Origin of the sequence: Salipiger mangrovisoli (assembly GCF_015223355.1) — a bacterium.
GTDB classification, from domain to species: domain Bacteria; phylum Pseudomonadota; class Alphaproteobacteria; order Rhodobacterales; family Rhodobacteraceae; genus Salipiger; species Salipiger mangrovisoli.
Genome location: NZ_JADFFK010000001.1, coordinates 341,997 through 357,724 on the forward strand (window position 1 = coordinate 341,997; position 15,728 = coordinate 357,724).

15 protein-coding genes are annotated in these 15,728 nt (G+C 67.6%); 7 read left to right on the plus strand and 8 right to left on the minus strand.

All coding sequences use genetic code 11. The annotated features are described in order from the left end of the window. Position 1 precedes the first annotated feature (1 nt). From IQ782_RS01665 to hpt, 5 genes are all read right to left on the minus strand, one after another. On the minus strand, positions 2 to 223 hold the full coding sequence (locus tag IQ782_RS01665; RefSeq protein ID WP_194132866.1) for a hypothetical protein: 222 nt from the start codon (positions 221 to 223) through the stop codon (positions 2 to 4). Continuing rightward, positions 220 to 1,572, minus strand: coding sequence for a methylenetetrahydrofolate--tRNA-(uracil(54)-C(5))-methyltransferase (FADH(2)-oxidizing) TrmFO (gene trmFO / locus IQ782_RS01670; RefSeq protein ID WP_194132867.1), 1,353 nt, complete (start codon positions 1,570 to 1,572; stop codon positions 220 to 222). Before trmFO ends, IQ782_RS01665 begins: the two co-directional genes overlap by 4 nt. A 201-nt stretch (positions 1,573 to 1,773) precedes the next feature. Beyond that, on the minus strand, positions 1,774 to 2,667 hold the full coding sequence (locus tag IQ782_RS01675; protein WP_194132868.1) for a cytochrome c: 894 nt from the start codon (positions 2,665 to 2,667) through the stop codon (positions 1,774 to 1,776). 6 nt (positions 2,668 to 2,673) lie between these two features. Further along, complete coding sequence (locus IQ782_RS01680) at positions 2,674 to 3,135, minus strand: c-type cytochrome (RefSeq protein ID WP_194132869.1); 462 nt, start codon at positions 3,133 to 3,135, stop codon at positions 2,674 to 2,676. A gap of 402 nt (positions 3,136 to 3,537) precedes the next feature. Further along, positions 3,538 to 4,092, minus strand: a complete 555-nt coding sequence (gene hpt, locus IQ782_RS01685) for a hypoxanthine phosphoribosyltransferase (RefSeq protein ID WP_194132870.1) — start codon at positions 4,090 to 4,092, stop codon at positions 3,538 to 3,540. A 70-nt stretch (positions 4,093 to 4,162) separates the two neighbouring features. Between hpt and IQ782_RS01690 the strand changes: the two genes are divergently transcribed. After that, positions 4,163 to 4,609, plus strand: coding sequence for a type II toxin-antitoxin system RatA family toxin (locus IQ782_RS01690; RefSeq protein ID WP_194132871.1), 447 nt, complete (start codon positions 4,163 to 4,165; stop codon positions 4,607 to 4,609). A gap of 19 nt (positions 4,610 to 4,628) precedes the next feature. Here the strand turns inward: IQ782_RS01690 and IQ782_RS01695 are convergent, their stop codons facing one another. The 3 genes from IQ782_RS01695 to IQ782_RS01705 are packed head-to-tail and all read right to left on the minus strand — an operon-like array spanning position 4,629 to position 6,738. Beyond that, a complete protein-coding gene (locus tag IQ782_RS01695; protein ID WP_194132872.1) occupies positions 4,629 to 5,102 on the minus strand; it encodes a CinA family protein in 474 nt (157 codons plus the stop codon). Between the two features lie 8 nt (positions 5,103 to 5,110). Further along, positions 5,111 to 5,596 (minus strand): phosphatidylglycerophosphatase A family protein, encoded by a 486-nt coding sequence (locus tag IQ782_RS01700; protein ID WP_194132873.1) that lies wholly within the window; start codon positions 5,594 to 5,596, stop codon positions 5,111 to 5,113. Continuing rightward, positions 5,593 to 6,738 (minus strand): bifunctional 2-C-methyl-D-erythritol 4-phosphate cytidylyltransferase/2-C-methyl-D-erythritol 2,4-cyclodiphosphate synthase, encoded by a 1,146-nt coding sequence (locus tag IQ782_RS01705; RefSeq protein ID WP_194132874.1) that lies wholly within the window; start codon positions 6,736 to 6,738, stop codon positions 5,593 to 5,595. Before IQ782_RS01705 ends, IQ782_RS01700 begins: the two co-directional genes overlap by 4 nt. Positions 6,739 to 6,913: 175 nt before the next feature. On the opposite strand from IQ782_RS01705, the gene dusB reads away from it, so the two are divergent. The 6 genes from dusB to trkA all read left to right on the plus strand — a co-directional run bounded on the left by dusB (position 6,914) and on the right by trkA (position 15,725). After that, positions 6,914 to 7,897: a tRNA dihydrouridine synthase DusB gene (gene dusB / locus IQ782_RS01710; RefSeq protein ID WP_194132875.1), complete on the plus strand. Its 984-nt coding sequence runs from the start codon at positions 6,914 to 6,916 to the stop codon at positions 7,895 to 7,897. After that, a complete protein-coding gene (locus IQ782_RS01715; protein ID WP_194132876.1) occupies positions 7,894 to 8,985 on the plus strand; it encodes a two-component system sensor histidine kinase NtrB in 1,092 nt (363 codons plus the stop codon). Before dusB ends, IQ782_RS01715 begins: the two co-directional genes overlap by 4 nt. Continuing rightward, entirely contained in the window at positions 8,986 to 10,359 is a 1,374-nt protein-coding gene (locus IQ782_RS01720) for a response regulator (protein WP_194132877.1), read from the plus strand. It begins immediately after the preceding gene. 148 nt (positions 10,360 to 10,507) lie between these two features. After that, the gene (locus IQ782_RS01725; protein ID WP_194132878.1) at positions 10,508 to 12,757 is read left to right on the plus strand and encodes a sensor histidine kinase; all 2,250 of its coding nucleotides are present in this window, start codon (positions 10,508 to 10,510) and stop codon (positions 12,755 to 12,757) included. After that, a complete protein-coding gene (gene ntrX / locus IQ782_RS01730) occupies positions 12,754 to 14,172 on the plus strand; it encodes a nitrogen assimilation response regulator NtrX (protein WP_194132879.1) in 1,419 nt (472 codons plus the stop codon). The genes IQ782_RS01725 and ntrX overlap by 4 nt, the downstream gene beginning before the upstream one ends. 176 nt (positions 14,173 to 14,348) lie before the next feature. Next, positions 14,349 to 15,725 (plus strand): Trk system potassium transporter TrkA, encoded by a 1,377-nt coding sequence (trkA, locus tag IQ782_RS01735; RefSeq protein ID WP_194132880.1) that lies wholly within the window; start codon positions 14,349 to 14,351, stop codon positions 15,723 to 15,725. Positions 15,726 to 15,728 lie beyond the last annotated feature (3 nt).

Consider the following 15,728-nt stretch of genomic DNA (forward strand, 5'->3'; position numbering starts at 1 on the left):
ATCAGTCCTCGCGGCGATAGGCCTTCTCGATGCGGCGTGTGCGGCGCTCCTCGCCGGACTGGTAGATCAGCACCCAGGCCAGCAGGATGAACATCGGATGCGTGAGCCCGCCCGAGAAGATGATGGCCGGCACCCAGATCACGAAGACCAGGATGCCGAGGATCGGCCGGCCGGTCAGCAGGATCGACAGCGGCGGCAGCAGCAGGGCGAGCACGTAGTTCACGCGGGCACCTCCTGCGCGGCGAGCCAGTCCTGCCAGACCTCCTTGGCCCGGTCGGTGTAGCCCTTGTAGCGGTCCTTGCGGCCACGACGGCCGCCGCGCAGCCCCTCAAGCGGGCGGAACAGGCCGAAGTTCACGTTCATCGGCTGGAAGGTCTTGGCCTCGGCGCCGCCGGTGATGTGGTGGATGAGCGCGCCATGGGCGCTGTCCTGCGGCACGGTCGGCAGATCGCGCCCGAGGATCTCGGCGGCGGCCATGCGGCCTGCAAGCAGCCCCATCGAGGCGCTCTCGACGTAGCCCTCGACCCCGGTGATCTGCCCGGCGAAGCGCAGGTTGGGGCGCGAGCGCAGGCGCATCTGCGCATCGAGCAGCGTCGGCGAGTTGAGGAAGGTGTTGCGGTGGATGCCGCCGAGGCGCGCGAAGCTGGCGTTCTCCAGCCCCGGGATGCGGCGGAAGACCTCGGTCTGCGCGCCGTATTTCATCTTCGTCTGGAAGCCGACGATGTTGTAGAGCGTGCCTAGCGCGTTGTCGCGGCGCAGTTGCACCACGGCATAAGCCTTTTCTTCGGGGTTGTGCGGGTTGGTCAGGCCGATGGGCTTCATCGGCCCGTGGCGCAGCGTCTCGCGGCCGCGTTCGGCCATGACCTCGATCGGCAGGCAGCCGTCGAAGTAGCCCGCCGTCTCGCCCTCGTGGAACTCGGTCTTCTCGGCGGCCAGCAGCGCGTCGATGAAGGCCTCGTACTGGTCTTTGGTCATCGGGCAGTTGATGTAGGCCTTCTGCTCTTCCTCGGTCTCGCCCTTGTCGTAGCGGCTCTGCAGCCAGGCGGTGTCCATGTCGATCGTGTCGAAATAGACGATGGGGGCGATGGCGTCGAAGAAGGCCAGCGCCTCGGCGCCGGTCTCTTCCTGCAGGGCCTTGCCGAGCGTGCCCGAGGTCAGCGGGCCGGTGGCGAAGATCCAGTGACCGTCCGAGGGCAGCTCGCAAATTTCTTCCGCGCTCACCGAGACGTTCGGCAGGGCAAGCAGCTTGGCGGTCACCGCCTCGGAGAAGGGATCGCGATCGACCGCCAGCGCGCCGCCCGCGGGCAGCCGATGCTCGCCCGCCGTGGTCATGATCAGCGAGCCTGCCTGGCGCATCTCCCAGTGCAGCAGGCCGACGGCGTTCTGCTCGTGGTCATCCGACCGGAAGGAGTTGGAACAGACCATCTCGGCCAGGTTTCCGGTGCGATGGGCGAAGGTTTCCACCTTGGGCCGCATCTCGTGGATCACCACGTCGACACCCAGCCGCGCCGCCTGCCAGGCAGCCTCGGATCCGGCCATGCCGCCGCCCACGATATGAAGAGTTTTGTCCATCTCGGGCAGATAGGCGATCCGCGCGCCGGTGTTAAGGGGGCGCGGCGGTGGAGAGGGCGAAAAGGGGGGGCTGCCGCCCCCTCGGCGCTGCGCGCCTCACCCCCGCGCGTATTTGCAAAGAGAAGAAGTATCGCGCCGGCCCGCGGCTTCTTCTCTTTCCAAATACGCAAATCCCGCCGGTGCCGCAGGCGCGACTTGGCGTCAGTCGGGCGCGGGCGCGGGCAGCGCCTTGACGTAGGCGGCGACGGCGTCGCGGTCCTCGGCGGGCAACCGCGCGAAGTTGTCGATCACCTCCACCATGTGCCCCCCGGCGCTGTCGTAGTCGGGGGTGAAGCCCGTCTCGAGGTAGTAGGCGATATCCTCGTGGCTCCAGCTCAGCGCGTCCGGGGTAAGGGCCGGAATCCGCCCGGTGCCGTCCGGCGCGGGGCCGCCGGAGAGCCAGGCGTCGCGCTGAAGCCCGCCCAAGGCGTCGCGCGGCGTGTGGCATTCGCCGCAATGGGCCAGCGCCTCGACGAGGTAGCGGCCGCGGCGCAGGGTCTCGTCCTCGGCCGAGGCCAGGACCCAAGCCGGCTCGAGATAGAGCTGTTTCCACAGCCCGAGGCCGCGCCGGAGGTTGAAGGGGAAACGCAGGCCATGCGGCTGGCTTGCTGCATCCGAGGCGGGCAGGGTGCGGATGTAGCTCCACAGATCGACCACATCCTGCGGCTCCATGCGGATGTAGGACGTGTAGGGGAAGGCGGGGTAATAGTGCCGCCCCTCGGGCGAGACGCCGCGGAGCAGGGCATTTGCGAAGTCGTGCAGGCTCCAGGCGCCGATGCCCTGCTGCGGGTGCGGCGAGATATTGGGGGCGGTGAAGGTGCCGAACTCGGAGGGGAAGCGCTGCCCGCCCGCGAGCAGCAGCTTGTCCTCGCTCTCGGGAGCGTGGTGGCAGGAGGCGCAGCCCGCGGCGGTGAAAATGGTCTGGCCGCGCGCAGGATCGCCGCCCGCATCCGCGGCGAATTCGGCCGCGGGCAAGGGATCGGGGGCGCTGATCATCCAGACCGCCCCGGCGGCGAGCAGCGCCACCAGGAGCAGAAAGCCGAACAGGCGGCGCATGGGCGTTTACTCGGGCGCGCGGAAGGTGTCGTGGCAGGCCTTGCAGGCGCCGCCGAGTTGGCCAAGCGCCGGGCCAAGCTCTTCCGGTCCGGCTGCCGCGACCTGCTGGAGCTGCGCGGCGGCGCTGCCCAGCCCGGCCCATTTTTCGGCGAAGCCGTTCCAGTCGTCCCAGATTTCGGCCTTGGCGCGGGTGCCGTTCAGATCCATCTCGGAGGTGCCCTCGCGGAAGAGCGGCGCCTCGTTGATCATCGAGACCGCGACGATGGTGTCTGCGGCCATCTGCGCGGCCTCTGCGTCATAGGGGGCCTTGTCGCGCGCCATGTCCCCGAGGATGCCGAGGTTGATGGCGAGAATGTTGAACTGGCCCTGTCGTGCCTTGACCGGTGCGGGCAGCTCCTGGGCAAGCGCGGCGGTGGCGAAGGTGGCGAGGCCGGCGGTCAGCGCGAGCCCGGTGGCGGTGATCTTCATGAGCAACTCCATATGGTTCCGAGATCGGATTGGCCGAAGTCGGGGTGTCGTCGAAAACCCTAGTCCGCCGCGCAGCCTAGCCGAGGGTGGGATTGGATCAAGGGGGCTGTGCGGCGAGCGATGCGGACATGCGCGGCGCGCCCAAGTGGGCTATCGATGTGGAATTCGCGAAAAAATATTTATTTGCAATGACATGAAAGTCAATTTTCGTGTGTTTCCCGAGGATCCACTGCCGGTCGCTCACGCCGGGGTTCACGCGGTCTGACGGCATTGGGAACGCGGCCTGGCCGGGATCGGCAGCGCGCGCCGGGCACTTCGACGCGCCGCAGGCAGAGCGTGTCCTGCGCAGCGCGGGCTTGCGCGGGTCGGGAGGGTGCCGGGCGGGCACCCTCCGCGATCGGCTCAGGCCGAGGCGGCCTCTTCGGGGAAACGGACCTTGCCGATGAACGGCAGGTTCCTGTTGCGTTGCGCGAAGTCGATGCCGTAACCCACGACAAACTCGTCAGGAATCTCGAACCCGATCCAGTCTGCCTTGAGCGGGACCTCGCGCCGCGCCGGCTTGTCCAGCAGCGCGATGGTGCGCAGCTTGCGCGGCTTGCGGCTCTCCATCAGGTGAATGACGTGGCTGAGGGTGAAGCCGGTGTCGACGATGTCTTCCACCAGCAGCACGTCACGGCCCTCGATCGGCGAGCGCAGGTCCTTGAGGATGCGCACCTCGCGGCTCGATTCCATGCCGTCGCCGTAGGAAGAGGCCTCGAGGAAATCCACTTCCACCGCGAGGTCCAGCTCGCGCACCAGGTCGGCGATAAAGACGAAGCTGCCGCGCAGCAGGCCGACCACGACGAGCTTCTCGGTATCGGCGAATTCCCGCTCGATCTCGCGTGCGAGGTCCTCGATCTTGGCGGCGATGGTCTTGGCCGAAATCATCTGGTCTACGACATATGGCTTTTCTGCCATGGTTCTCCCCTTGAAAATCCGCGCGCAGCATAGGAAATGTGCCGGCATTGTCACGCGATAAAGGGGCGACATGCCGACCCACTCCGAGACGAAGCGCCTGCCGTACACGGCGCAACAGATGTATGACCTCGTGGCGGATGTCGCGAATTACCCGAAGTTCCTGCCGTGGACGGCAGCGGCGCGGATCCGTTCGCGCGACGACATGGGGGATCACGAGGTGATGCTGGCCGACCTGGTGATCAGCTTCAAGGTGTTCCGCGAGCGCTTCGGCAGCCGCGTCACGCTCTGGCCCGAGGCGAAGAAGATCGACACCGAGTATCTCGACGGCCCGTTCAAGCACATGATCTCGAAATGGCACTTCGAGGATTCACCCGAGGGCGGAGTCGACGTGCATTTCTTCGTGGATTTCGAGTTCAAGAACCGCTTGCTGCAGAGCGCGGCGGGGATGTTCTTCTACGAGGCGATGCAGCGCATCGTGCGCGCCTTCGAGCGGCGCGCGGCGGAGCTCTACGGCTGAGAGGCGCGTGCGCCCCGTTTCAGGACAGGGCGTCCAGCAGCAGCCTGAGCGCGTGGCGCGTTGCCGCCGCGCGGACCTTGCCGCGCCCCAATGCGCCGAACTCGACGGTTTCGGTCCGCGTGCCCGATGCGCTGGCGAGGCCGAAGCAGACCCGGCCCTCGGGCTTATGTTCCGAGCCGCCGGGCCCGGCGATGCCCGAGATGGACACCGCGAGATCGGCACCGGCCCGCGCCCGCGCGCCTTCCGCCATTTCGGCTGCGACCTCTTCGGAGACCGCGCCATGCGCCTCCAGCGTGGCGGGCTGCACGCCCAGCAGCTCGACCTTGGCGGCGTTGGAATAGGTCACCACGCCGCGCTCGAAGATGTTCGACGAGCCGGCGATGTCGGTGATCGCGGCGGCGACCATGCCGCCGGTGCAGCTCTCGGCGGTGGTGAGGGTGAACCCGGCCCCCATGGCGCGGGTCAGAATGTCTCGCGCAAGCTCTTCGGTCATCTCTGTCCTCACATCAGGAAGCCATGCGCGATCCCGGCGAGGACAATGCTCACCAGCGCCGCGAAGATGCCCGCGATCACGTCGTCGAGCATCACGCCCATCGCGTCGCCGCGGCGGTCGGCCCAGCCCACCAGCCAGGGTTTCCAGATGTCGAACAGGCGGAACAGCAGGAAGCCCGACACCCAGCCCGGCCAGAGCCGCCAGAAGTCCACGCCCATCATCATCGCGCCGTAGCCGACCGGGAAGAGCGCGATCCACATGCCGACCACCTCGTCGATGACGATCCATGAAGGGTCCTCGTCCTCGCCATCCGCGGTGAGCTTCTGCGTGGCGATGTAGCCCAGCACGAAGGCGATCACGGTGGCCGCCAGCAGCAGCCAGAAGCCGCCGAGCACCAGCAGCAGGTAGGCGGCGGGCAGGGCGGCGAGCGAGCCCCAGGTGCCCGGCGCGGGGCGCATCAGCCCGGCGTAGAAGAAGGTCGCGATCAGTCTCATGGCTTCACCAGCGTTGCGGTTGCGATGGCGGCGATGCCCTCTTCGCGGCCGGTGAACCCGAGCCGTTCCGAGGTGGTCGCCTTGACCGACACGCGGTCCGCCTCCAGCCCCATGATCCGGCCCATCTCGGCCATCATGGCCGCCGCGTGGGGGCCGATCTTGGGCTGCTCGCAGACCAGCGTCACGTCGATATTGGAAATGGTGTAGCCCTTGGACGTGGCAAGCTCGACCGCATGGCGCAGGAAGATTTCCGACGCCGCGCCCTTCCACTGCGGATCGCTGGGCGGGAAGTGGCGACCGATGTCGCCCTCGGCCAGCGCCCCGTAGAGCGCGTCGGTGACCGCATGCATGCCGACGTCGGCGTCGGAATGGCCCTGCAGCGCGCGCCCGTGCGGCACCTTCACGCCGCAGAGCATCACGTGGTCTCCGGGGCCGAAGCGGTGCACGTCGTAGCCATTGCCGAGGCGGATATCCATGGCGGTCTCCTGCATGGGGGTCTTGAGGTAGCGGGCGGCCCGCTCGAAATCATCGGGGCCGGTGATCTTCAGGTTGCGCTCGTCGCCGGGAACGATGGTGACCGAAAGACCCGCGGCACGGGCGACCTCGACGTCATCGGCGGCACCGCCGGGATGGGCGGCATGGGCGGCGCGGATGTCTGCATAGCGGAAGCCCTGCGGGGTCTGGGCACGGAAGAGGCCGCTGCGGTCCTGCGTGCCGGTCACCTGCGCCCCGGCACCGGTCCAGAGCGCGTCGGTCACGGCCAGGGCCGGTGCGGCGCCGGGGGCGGTGTCGAGCGCCGCCAGCACCGCCTCGATGATCCGGGGCGTGACGCAGGGGCGGGCGACGTCGTGGATCAGCACTTTGGCGGGCGGGTCACCGGCCAGCGCGTCGAGCCCGGCGCGCACCGAGCCGGCACGGTCCGCCGCCCCCTCGACCAGCGTCACCGGCAGGCCCGCGATGGCCGACTCGGCAAGCGCGCGGTCCTCGGGATGAATCACCAGGATGATCGGGCAGATCGGCGCGAAGGCCTCCAACGTCCAGCGCGCCACCGGCCGCGCCGCTATGTCGCGCCATTGCTTCGGGCGCCCGCCACCGGCGCGGGTGCCGCGCCCTGCGGCGACGATGATTGCGGCTGTTTCCATAAAGTTGACCTCCGGCGCCTCTCTCTAGGCTCTGCCGATGTGGGGTGCAATCACCGGAGGCGCGCCGCTTAATTTTTAATCACTCGCGTGTGGCGTGCGTGTATAACGCTCCCAAATGATTGAACACGCGGCGCGCGCGCGTTAACTCCCAAGCATCTGCACAAGGAATAGGCGCTTGAACTTCTCGCTGGGTGACAGACTCATCGACCCGCCGGTCCTGCTGGCCCCGCTCGCGGGAATCACGGATTTGCCCTTCCGCAGCCTCGTGTCGGGCTTCGGTGCCGGGCTCGTGGTCTCGGAAATGATTGCCAGCGGCGAGTTTCTCACCGCGCGTCCCGGCACCCGCGAAAAGGCGGAACTTGGGGCCGGCATCGAGAACACTTCGGTGCAGCTGGCAGGCCGTGCGCCCGAGCCCATGGCCGAGACGGCGCGACATGTCGCCGGCATGGGCGCGAAGGTCATCGACATCAACATGGGCTGCCCGGCGAAGAAGGTGACGGGCGGCTGGTCGGGCTCGGCGCTGATGCGCGAGCCGGACCACGCGCTGCGGCTGATCGAGGCGGTGGTCGCCGCGGTCGATCTGCCGGTGACGCTGAAGACGCGGCTTGGCTGGGACGAGGGCTGCCTCAACGCCGCGCAGATCGCGAAACGGGCAGAGGAGGCGGGGGTCCGGATGATCGTCATCCACGGGCGCACCCGCTGCCAGTTTTACAAGGGCGCCGCCGACTGGGCGGCGATCAGGGAGGTGGTCGAGGCCGTGTCGATCCCGGTGGTTGCCAATGGCGACATCGTCGATGCGGCCAGCGCGCGGGCGGCTCTGAGGGCCTCCGGCGCGGCGGGGGTCATGGTTGGCCGGGGGGCGCAGGGCGCGCCCTGGAAACTGGCGCAGATCGCTGCCGAGCTTTACGGGACACCGGCACCTGACGTGCCGACAGGAAAGGCGTTTTATGAAATGGTCGCAGAGCATTACGAAGCGATGCTTAAGTTCTACGGCAAAGAGTTGGGCAGCCGTGTCGCGCGCAAGCACCTCGGCTGGTACATGGATCACGCCGCGCCCGAGGCCGAGCTGCGCAAGCGCGTGCTGACCTCGCGCGCGCCTGCCGATACGCTGGACCTGCTGCACGAGGCGCTCGGCGACGATCTGCGGATCGCCGCATGAGCACCAACACCGAACTGCTGACCCAGCTGTGGTCTTCGCTGCCCGTGCCCGCCGTGCTGCTGGATGCCGAGGAGCGCATCGCCGACATGAACCCCGCCGCCGAGGGCTTCATGAACAACTCGGCGAAATGGCTTGTCGGGCAGCCGATCTGGGATCGCCTCGCGGTGGATGCGCCGCTCGAGGGAAGCCTTGCCCGCGCCCGCGAGCACGGCACCCCGCTTTTCGTCAACGACGTGGACGTGGGCACCGGCAATCGCCCGCCGCTGGTGTGCAACCTGCAACTCGCGCCGGTGCAGAATTATCCGGGCTGGTTTATCATGCTGATCAGCCCGCGCGAACTGGCCGGACGCATGACCCAGAGCCATTCTGTGAAATCCGCCGCCAAGTCCGCCATCGGCATGGCCGAGATGTTGGCGCATGAGATCAAGAACCCGCTGGCGGGGATAACCGGCGCGGCGCAGCTGCTGTCGATGAACCTGACGAAGGACGATCTCGAGCTGACCGACCTGATCGTCGCCGAGACCCGTCGCATCGTGAAGCTGCTGGAGCAGGTCGAGCAGTTCGGCAACCTCTCGGCGCCCGAGCGCAAGCCGGTGAACCTGCACGACGTGCTCGACCGCGCGCGCCGCTCGACCCAGCTCGGCGCCGGGGCGCATATGAAGTTCATCGAGGACTACGACCCCTCGCTGCCGCTGGCCTACGGCGATCCCGACCAGCTGCTCCAGGTGGTGCTGAACCTGCTCAAGAACGCCGCCGAGGCAGCCGACTCCAAGGAGGGCGGTACCATCCGGCTGCACACCTTCTTCGAGCACAGCTTCCGCATGCGCCGTCCCGACGGCTCGACGCAGAAGCTGCCGCTGCAGATCGAGGTGATCGACGACGGCCCCGGCCTGCCCGAGGACATCAAGGGCGACGTCTTCGATCCCTTCGTGTCCGGGCGCGAGAACGGCACCGGCCTCGGCCTCGCGCTGGTGTCGAAGATCATCTCCGACCATGACGGCTGGATCTCGGTGGATTCCGTCCCCGGCCGCACGGTCTTCCGCATTTCGTTGCCGCGCGCCCCGCGCGAGATTGAGGAGAACAGGTAAATGGACGGCACCGTACTTGTCGCCGACGACGACCGCACCATCCGCACCGTGCTGACCCAGGCGCTGACCCGCGCCGGGTGCAAGGTGCACGCCACCTCGTCGCTGACCACGCTGATGCGCTGGGTCGGCGAGGGCAAGGGCGACGTGGTGATCTCCGATGTCGTCATGCCCGATGGCAACGGGCTCGAAATGCTGCCGAAAATCCACCAGGACCGGCCCGACCTGCCGGTCATCGTGATCTCGGCGCAGAACACCATCATGACCGCGATCCAGGCCGCCGAGGCTGAGGCCTACGACTATCTGCCCAAGCCCTTCGACCTGCCGGACCTGATGAAGCGCACTGCCAAGGCGCTCGACAACCGCAACCGTTCGGCCAAGCGCGAAGAGGCGGCGACGATCGGGGCCGACGGTCCCGACGAGCTGCCGCTGGTCGGCAAGACGCCGGCGATGCAGGCGCTCTACCGGCTTGTGGCCAAGGTGATGAACACCGACCTGCCGGTGCTGATCTCGGGCGAGAGCGGCACGGGCAAGTCGCTGATCGCACGTGCCATCCATGATTTCTCGGACCGCCGCACGCTGCCCTTCGTGACCGTCACCGGCGCGGATTTGTCCGACCTCGAGGGGCCGGCGCGGGTGCTGGCGCGGGTCAAGGGCGGCACGCTGCTGATCGACGAGATCACCGACATCCCCGACGAGATCCAGGCGCGGGTGGTGCGCATGATGGACATCCCCGGCGAACATGTGCCGCGCTTCATGGCCACCAGCCAGGGGGATCTGGCACAGGCGATGGACGAGGGCGCCGTGCGCCAGGACCTGTACTACCGCCTGTCGGGCGCGACGATCAACGTGCCGAGCCTGCGCGAGCGGGTCGAGGACATCGCCCTGCTGACCGAGCACTTCCTGCAGCGCGCCGAGCGTGAGGGGGCCTCGAAGCGCTGGCTGTCGAAGGACGCCGCCGAGCTCTTCCGCGCCTACAGCTGGCCCGGCAACGTGCGGCAGCTGGAAAACGCCGTGCGCCGCCTGAGCCTGACCAGCCGCGCCGAGGAAATCAGCCGCGCCGAGGTCGAGGCGGTGCTGGGCAATCAGCCCGACACCGGCCCGATCCTGCGCGGCGGCGACAGCGAGAAGCTCAGCACCTCGGTCGCGCGCCACCTGCGCCGTTACTTCGACCTGCACGGCAACATGCTGCCTGCGCCGGGGCTCTACACCCGCATTCTCAAGGAGGTCGAAGCGCCGCTGATCGAGATCGCGCTGGAAGCCACCGGCGGAAATCAGGCGAAATGTGCGGATCTTCTCGGCATCAACCGCAATACCTTGCGTAAGAAAATCACCGATCTTGATATTCGCGTGACACGGCGACGCAAACTGATGTAAAACCGTCACAGGCATGTGGCCAGGTTGCGCCGCCCTCGGGGCGGCGCACTTATGAGAAGCCACAGCATATGGCGGCGCTGCCTCGAGCAGCCAATCAGTGTGAGGTGAATCTGTGGCCACCCGGGCACGGAGTTCGACTTGGGCGCGCATGAACAGGCTGCGCCGGCAACGGCGCGTTCAGAACGTGGCGACCCTTGGGCTGGTCCTGCTCGGGCCGGTGCTTGCGGGGCTGACGTTCCTCGTGCTCGGTCCCCTTGGCAGCGGCGAGCGCGCGACGCAGTTGAGCCTGCGCCTCGTCCTGCTGGCCGACATGATCTACGTGCTGCTGATTGCCACGCTGGTCATGGCACGGCTGGTCCGGATGATTTCCGAGCGGCGCGCGCAATCGGCGGGCTCGCGGTTGCACTTGCGGTTGACCGGCGTCTTCGCGCTGATGGCGCTCCTGCCGACGGTCACCGTCGCCGTCTTCGCGGTGCTGACGATCAACATCGGCCTCGAAACCTGGTTCTCCAGCCGCGTGCAGAACGTGGTGGGGGCCTCGCTGGCGGCCGCCGAGGCCTATGAGGAAGAGCAGCGCGTGGCGCTGATCGAGGATGTGCAGGCGCTGGCCCGCTTCATCGACGGGGCGCGGCGGGCCAATTTCGCGCTTGATGACGGCGATGTGCGGCAGGTGCTGGGGCAGGGCCAGGGACAGATCCAGCGCGGCCTGCGCGAAGCTTATGTGATCGACGGTGGCGGCGAGATCCGCGCGCGCGGCGAACGCTCCTACCTGTTCTACTACGAGCAGCCGACCCGCGAGCAGTTCGTCCGCGCCCGTGCCGAGGGTCTGGTGCTGGTTCCCGACTGGGACAACCACGAATTGCGCGCGCTGGTGCCGCTCTCGGCCTTTGCCGATCGTTTCCTTTACGTCAGCCGCGTGGTTGACGGCAACCTGCTGAACTTGCTCGACGAAACCCAGGAGACGGCACGTTTCTACCAGCAGCAGGAAACCGAGCGCGGGCGGCGGCTCTTCGACTTCGCGGTGGTCTATCTTGGTTTTGCGCTGTTGCTGATCCTTGCTGCGGTCTGGCTGGGCCTGTGGTTCGCCGAGCGCATGGCGCTGCCGGTGGGCCGGCTCACCGGCGCGGCGCAGCGGGTCGGGGCGGGCGATCTCGACGTGCAGGTGATCGAGGGCGAGGGCGATGACGAGATCGCCATGCTCGGCCGCTACTTCAACCAGATGACCCGCCAACTGAAGGGCCAGCGCGAGACGCTGCTCGAGAACACTCGCCAGATCGAGCGCCGCCAGCGGCTGTTCGACTCCGTGCTCTCGTCGATCACCTCGGGGGTTGTCGGCCTTGATGCCGAGGGCAAGGTGACCTTCGTCAACCGCCCGGCCGAGCGGCTGCTCGGCTGGAGCGAGCCGCGCGCCGACGTGCCGCTGACCGTTGCAGTGCCCGAGTTCGGCCCGCTCTACGAGCGGCTGCGCGACAGCGGGCTCGAGACCGCGCAGGAAGAGGTCAAGGTCAGCCGCGAAGGGCGTCTTGAGCATCTGCTGGCGCGGCTTTCGGTGCGGCGGCGGCAGGATGGCGCGCTTGAAGGCTACGTGGTGGCCTTCGACGATGTGACCGACCTTGTCAGCGCGCAGCGCATGGCCGCCTGGGGTGACGTGGCGCGGCGCATCGCGCATGAGATCAAGAACCCGCTGACGCCGATCCGGCTTTCGGCCGAGCGCATCACCCGCAAGTTTTCGCGCCAGTTGCAGGCCGAGGATGCCGAGAAGCTGGGGCAGATGACCGAGGTCATCGTGCGCCAGACCGAGGATCTGCGCCGCATCGTCGACGAGTTCAGCAAGTTCGCGCGGATGCCCGAGCCGCAGCGCAAGCCCGAGGACGTGGTGGCGCTGTTGCGCGGTGCGGTGCTGCTGCAGGAAACCGGACAGCCCGGCATCCGTTTCGTCAGCGACCTTCCGGCGCATCCGCTGCCGGCGGAGCTTGATGCCACGATGGTGGGGCAGGCGCTGACCAATCTGATCAAGAACGCCGGCGAGGCCATCGAGAGCCTCGGCGAGAAGGGCGCCCCCGAGGGGCACAGCCCCGAGATCCGCGTCAGCCTGACCCAGGAGGACGGCCGCGCGGTGATCCGCATCATGGACAATGGCATCGGCCTGCCCGAGGATCGGGCGCGGCTGTTCGAGCCCTATGTCACCACGCGCGACAAGGGCACCGGCCTTGGCCTGCCCATCGTCAAGAAGATCATCGAGGAGCACGGCGGAACGCTGGCGCTCGAGGATGCGCCGCTGTTTGGCGGCGCGGACCATGCCGGGGCGATGGCGGTGATCCGCCTGCCGCTCGGCACCGCCGGCGAGGCGCCGGAGAATTCGGACACGAGCATTTCGGAACTGGAGAGGCAGACATGAGCGACATCCTGATCGTCGATGACGAACGCGACATCCGCGAGTTGATCGGGGACATCCTCGAGGATGAAGGCTATACGACCCGGCTTGCAGGCAACTCCACCGACGCGATGAACGAGGTCAATGCCGAGCAGCCTGCGCTGATGATCCTCGACATCTGGCTGAAGGACAGCAAGATGGACGGGATCGACATCCTCAAGACCGTCAAGCGCGACAACCCCGACATTCCGATCATCATCATCTCGGGCCACGGCAACATCGAGATCGCCGTGGCGGCGATCAAGCAGGGTGCCTACGACTTCATCGAGAAGCCGTTCAACATCGACCAGCTGCTGGTGGTGATCCGCCGCGCGATGGAGACCTCGCGCCTGCGGCGCGAGAACAGCCAACTGCGCCGCCGCGAGACCGAGGTCGCGCAGATGATCGGCGAGAGCGCCATGTTCCGCGGCCTCGTCAGCCAGATCGACAAGGTGACCAAGTCCAACGGCCGGGTGATGCTCACCGGTCCGGCGGGCTGCGGCAAGGAGGTGGCGGCGCGCTATATCCACGCCAATTCCGGCCGCGCTTCGGCACCGTTCATCACCGTCAACTGCGCGGGTGTCGCGCCGGACAACATGGAGCAGATGCTCTTCGGCCGCGAAAGCGCCGAGCGCGGCATCGAGCCGGGGCTGCTGGAACAGGCGCACGGAGGGGTGATCTATTTCGACGAGGTCGCCGACATGCCGCTTGGCACCCAGTCGAAGATCCTGCGCGTGCTGGTCGACCAGAGCTTCACCCGCGTCGGCGGGGCGGACAAGGTGCGCGTGGATCTGCGGGTGATCTCTTCGACCAACCGCGATCTCGAGGATGAGATCGCCCATGGCACCTTCCGGCAGGAACTTTACCACCGGCTCAACGTTGTGCCGATCCATGTGCCCTCGCTCGAGGACCGGCGCGAGGACATCCCGCTGCTGGCGCAGCACTTCATCGAGACCTTCAACCGCACCCAGGGCCTGCCGCTGCGAGAGCTCTCCGAGGATGCGGTGGCGCTGCTTCAGACGATGATCTGGCCGGGCAACGTGCGCCAGCTGAAGAACCTGATCGAGCGGGTGCTGATCCTCGGCGACGGCACCGGCCCGATCGAGGCGCGCGAGCTGCCGCAGGACGGCCCCGCGGGCGAGGACGAGGAGGGCCGCGTGGTGCTTTCGGGCACGCTGGCGACGCTGCCGCTGCGCGAGGCGCGCGAGGCCTTCGAGCGCGAGTACCTGCTGACCCAGATCAACCGCTTCGGCGGGAACATCTCGCGCACCGCGGCCTTTGTCGGCATGGAACGCTCGGCACTGCACCGCAAGCTGAAGTCGCTGGGGGTGGTCACCGGGGCGAAATCCGGCGGTCGCATCGCCTATGTCGACGACGATCAGGTCTCCACGGCCTCCTGAGCGCGGCCCTGCCGCTGTGAAGAGAGGCGGCCAAATTCCGGGTCAGCCTCGCTTTTCCGGCGGGGCTGGGGCTGCAAGATGCGGCGCTCTGCATTGACCGCTGGCACCCGGCATGTCATGCCGGGCGCACTCCGGGCCTCGCTCGGGAACCTTGGCCAGCAATTTGGACGGACGACATGAAGGTCATCATTTGCGGCGCGGGCCAGGTCGGCTGGCAGATCGCCCGCCACCTCTCGGGCGAGCGCAACGACGTCACCGTGGTGGACAGCAATCCCGATCTGGTGCGGCGCGCGACCGACACGCTTGACGTGCAGGGGATCGCCGGCTTTGCCTCTTATCCCGACGTGCTGGACAAGGCCGGGGCGCGCGACGCTGACATGATCATCGCCGCGACCTATTCAGACGAGGTCAACATGGTCACCTGCCAGGTGGCCCATTCGATCTTCGCCATCCCGCGCAAGATCGCCCGTCTGCGCTCGCAGAGCTACCTGACGGCGATCTACTCGGACCTCTACCGCCGCGACCACCTGCCGATCGACGTGGTGATCTCGCCCGAGAAGGAGGTTGCCGAAGCCGCGTTGCAGCGCCTCTCGGCCCCGGCGGCCTTTGACACCGAACGTTTCCTCGAAGGCGGGGCGCAGCTGCTCGGCCTGACCATCGACGAGCATTGCCCGATCATCAACACGCCGCTGCGGCAGCTGTCGGACCTCTTTTCGACGCTGCGCTCGGTGGTGGTGGGCATCCGCCGCGAGGGCACGCTTTTCGCGCCCGAGCCGCGCGACCAGATCTTTGCAGGCGATGCCTGCTACGTGCTGGTGCACGCCGACGACATCCAGCGCACGCTGGAGATCTTCGGAAAGGCGCAGCGCAAGCAGGAGCGCGTCGTGGTGCTGGGCGGCGGCAACGTCGGCCTTGCCGTGGCGCGGGCGCTGGAAACCCGTGCCGACCGCATCCGCGCCAAGGTGATCGAGAAGGACCGCGCCGCCGCCGAGCGCGCCGCCGACGCGCTGGAGCGGACCATCGTGCTGCATGGCGACGCGCTCGACACCGCGCTCCTGCGCGAGGCGGGCATCGGCCGCGCCGATGCGGTGCTCTGCGTCACCGATGACGAAAAGACCAACCTGCTCGCCGCCGTCCGCGCCAAGGCCGAAGGCTGCCCGATGGCCATCGCGCTGATCAACGATCCGACGCTGGTGCCGCTGATGGAGCCGATGGGGGTCGATGCGCACATCAACCCGCGCGCCACCACCGTCAGCTCGATCCTGCGCCACATCCGCCACGGCCGGGTGCGCTCGGTCTACTCCATCGGCGACGCCGAGGCCGAGGTGATCGAGGCCGAGGTGCTTTCGACCTCGTCGATTGCCGGGCGGATGATCCGCGAGATCGAATTCCCCGAGGGCGTGCTGGTCGGCGCGGCGATGAAGGACGGCGAGGTCGTGAAGATCCGTGGCGACCTGCGGATCGAAGAGGGCGACCGCATCGTGATGTTCGCCCTCGCCAAGGACGTGCCGGAGGTCGAACGGCTCCTGCAGGTCTCGATCGACTTCTTCTGACCC

Coding starts and splice junctions, on each gene's coding strand:
- trmFO (WP_194132867.1), bottom strand. CDS start 1,572: ATGGACAAAACTCTTCATATCGTGGGCGGCGGCATGGCCGGATCCGAG.
- IQ782_RS01675 (WP_194132868.1), bottom strand. CDS start 2,667: ATGCGCCGCCTGTTCGGCTTTCTGCTCCTGGTGGCGCTGCTCGCCGCC.
- IQ782_RS01680 (WP_194132869.1), bottom strand. CDS start 3,135: ATGAAGATCACCGCCACCGGGCTCGCGCTGACCGCCGGCCTCGCCACC.
- hpt (WP_194132870.1), bottom strand. CDS start 4,092: ATGGCAGAAAAGCCATATGTCGTAGACCAGATGATTTCGGCCAAGACC.
- IQ782_RS01690 (WP_194132871.1), top strand. CDS start 4,163: ATGCCGACCCACTCCGAGACGAAGCGCCTGCCGTACACGGCGCAACAG.
- IQ782_RS01695 (WP_194132872.1), bottom strand. CDS start 5,102: ATGACCGAAGAGCTTGCGCGAGACATTCTGACCCGCGCCATGGGGGCC.
- IQ782_RS01700 (WP_194132873.1), bottom strand. CDS start 5,596: ATGAGACTGATCGCGACCTTCTTCTACGCCGGGCTGATGCGCCCCGCG.
- IQ782_RS01705 (WP_194132874.1), bottom strand. CDS start 6,738: ATGGAAACAGCCGCAATCATCGTCGCCGCAGGGCGCGGCACCCGCGCC.
- IQ782_RS01715 (WP_194132876.1), top strand. CDS start 7,894: ATGAGCACCAACACCGAACTGCTGACCCAGCTGTGGTCTTCGCTGCCC.
- IQ782_RS01720 (WP_194132877.1), top strand. CDS start 8,986: ATGGACGGCACCGTACTTGTCGCCGACGACGACCGCACCATCCGCACC.
- IQ782_RS01725 (WP_194132878.1), top strand. CDS start 10,508: ATGAACAGGCTGCGCCGGCAACGGCGCGTTCAGAACGTGGCGACCCTT.
- ntrX (WP_194132879.1), top strand. CDS start 12,754: ATGAGCGACATCCTGATCGTCGATGACGAACGCGACATCCGCGAGTTG.
- trkA (WP_194132880.1), top strand. CDS start 14,349: ATGAAGGTCATCATTTGCGGCGCGGGCCAGGTCGGCTGGCAGATCGCC.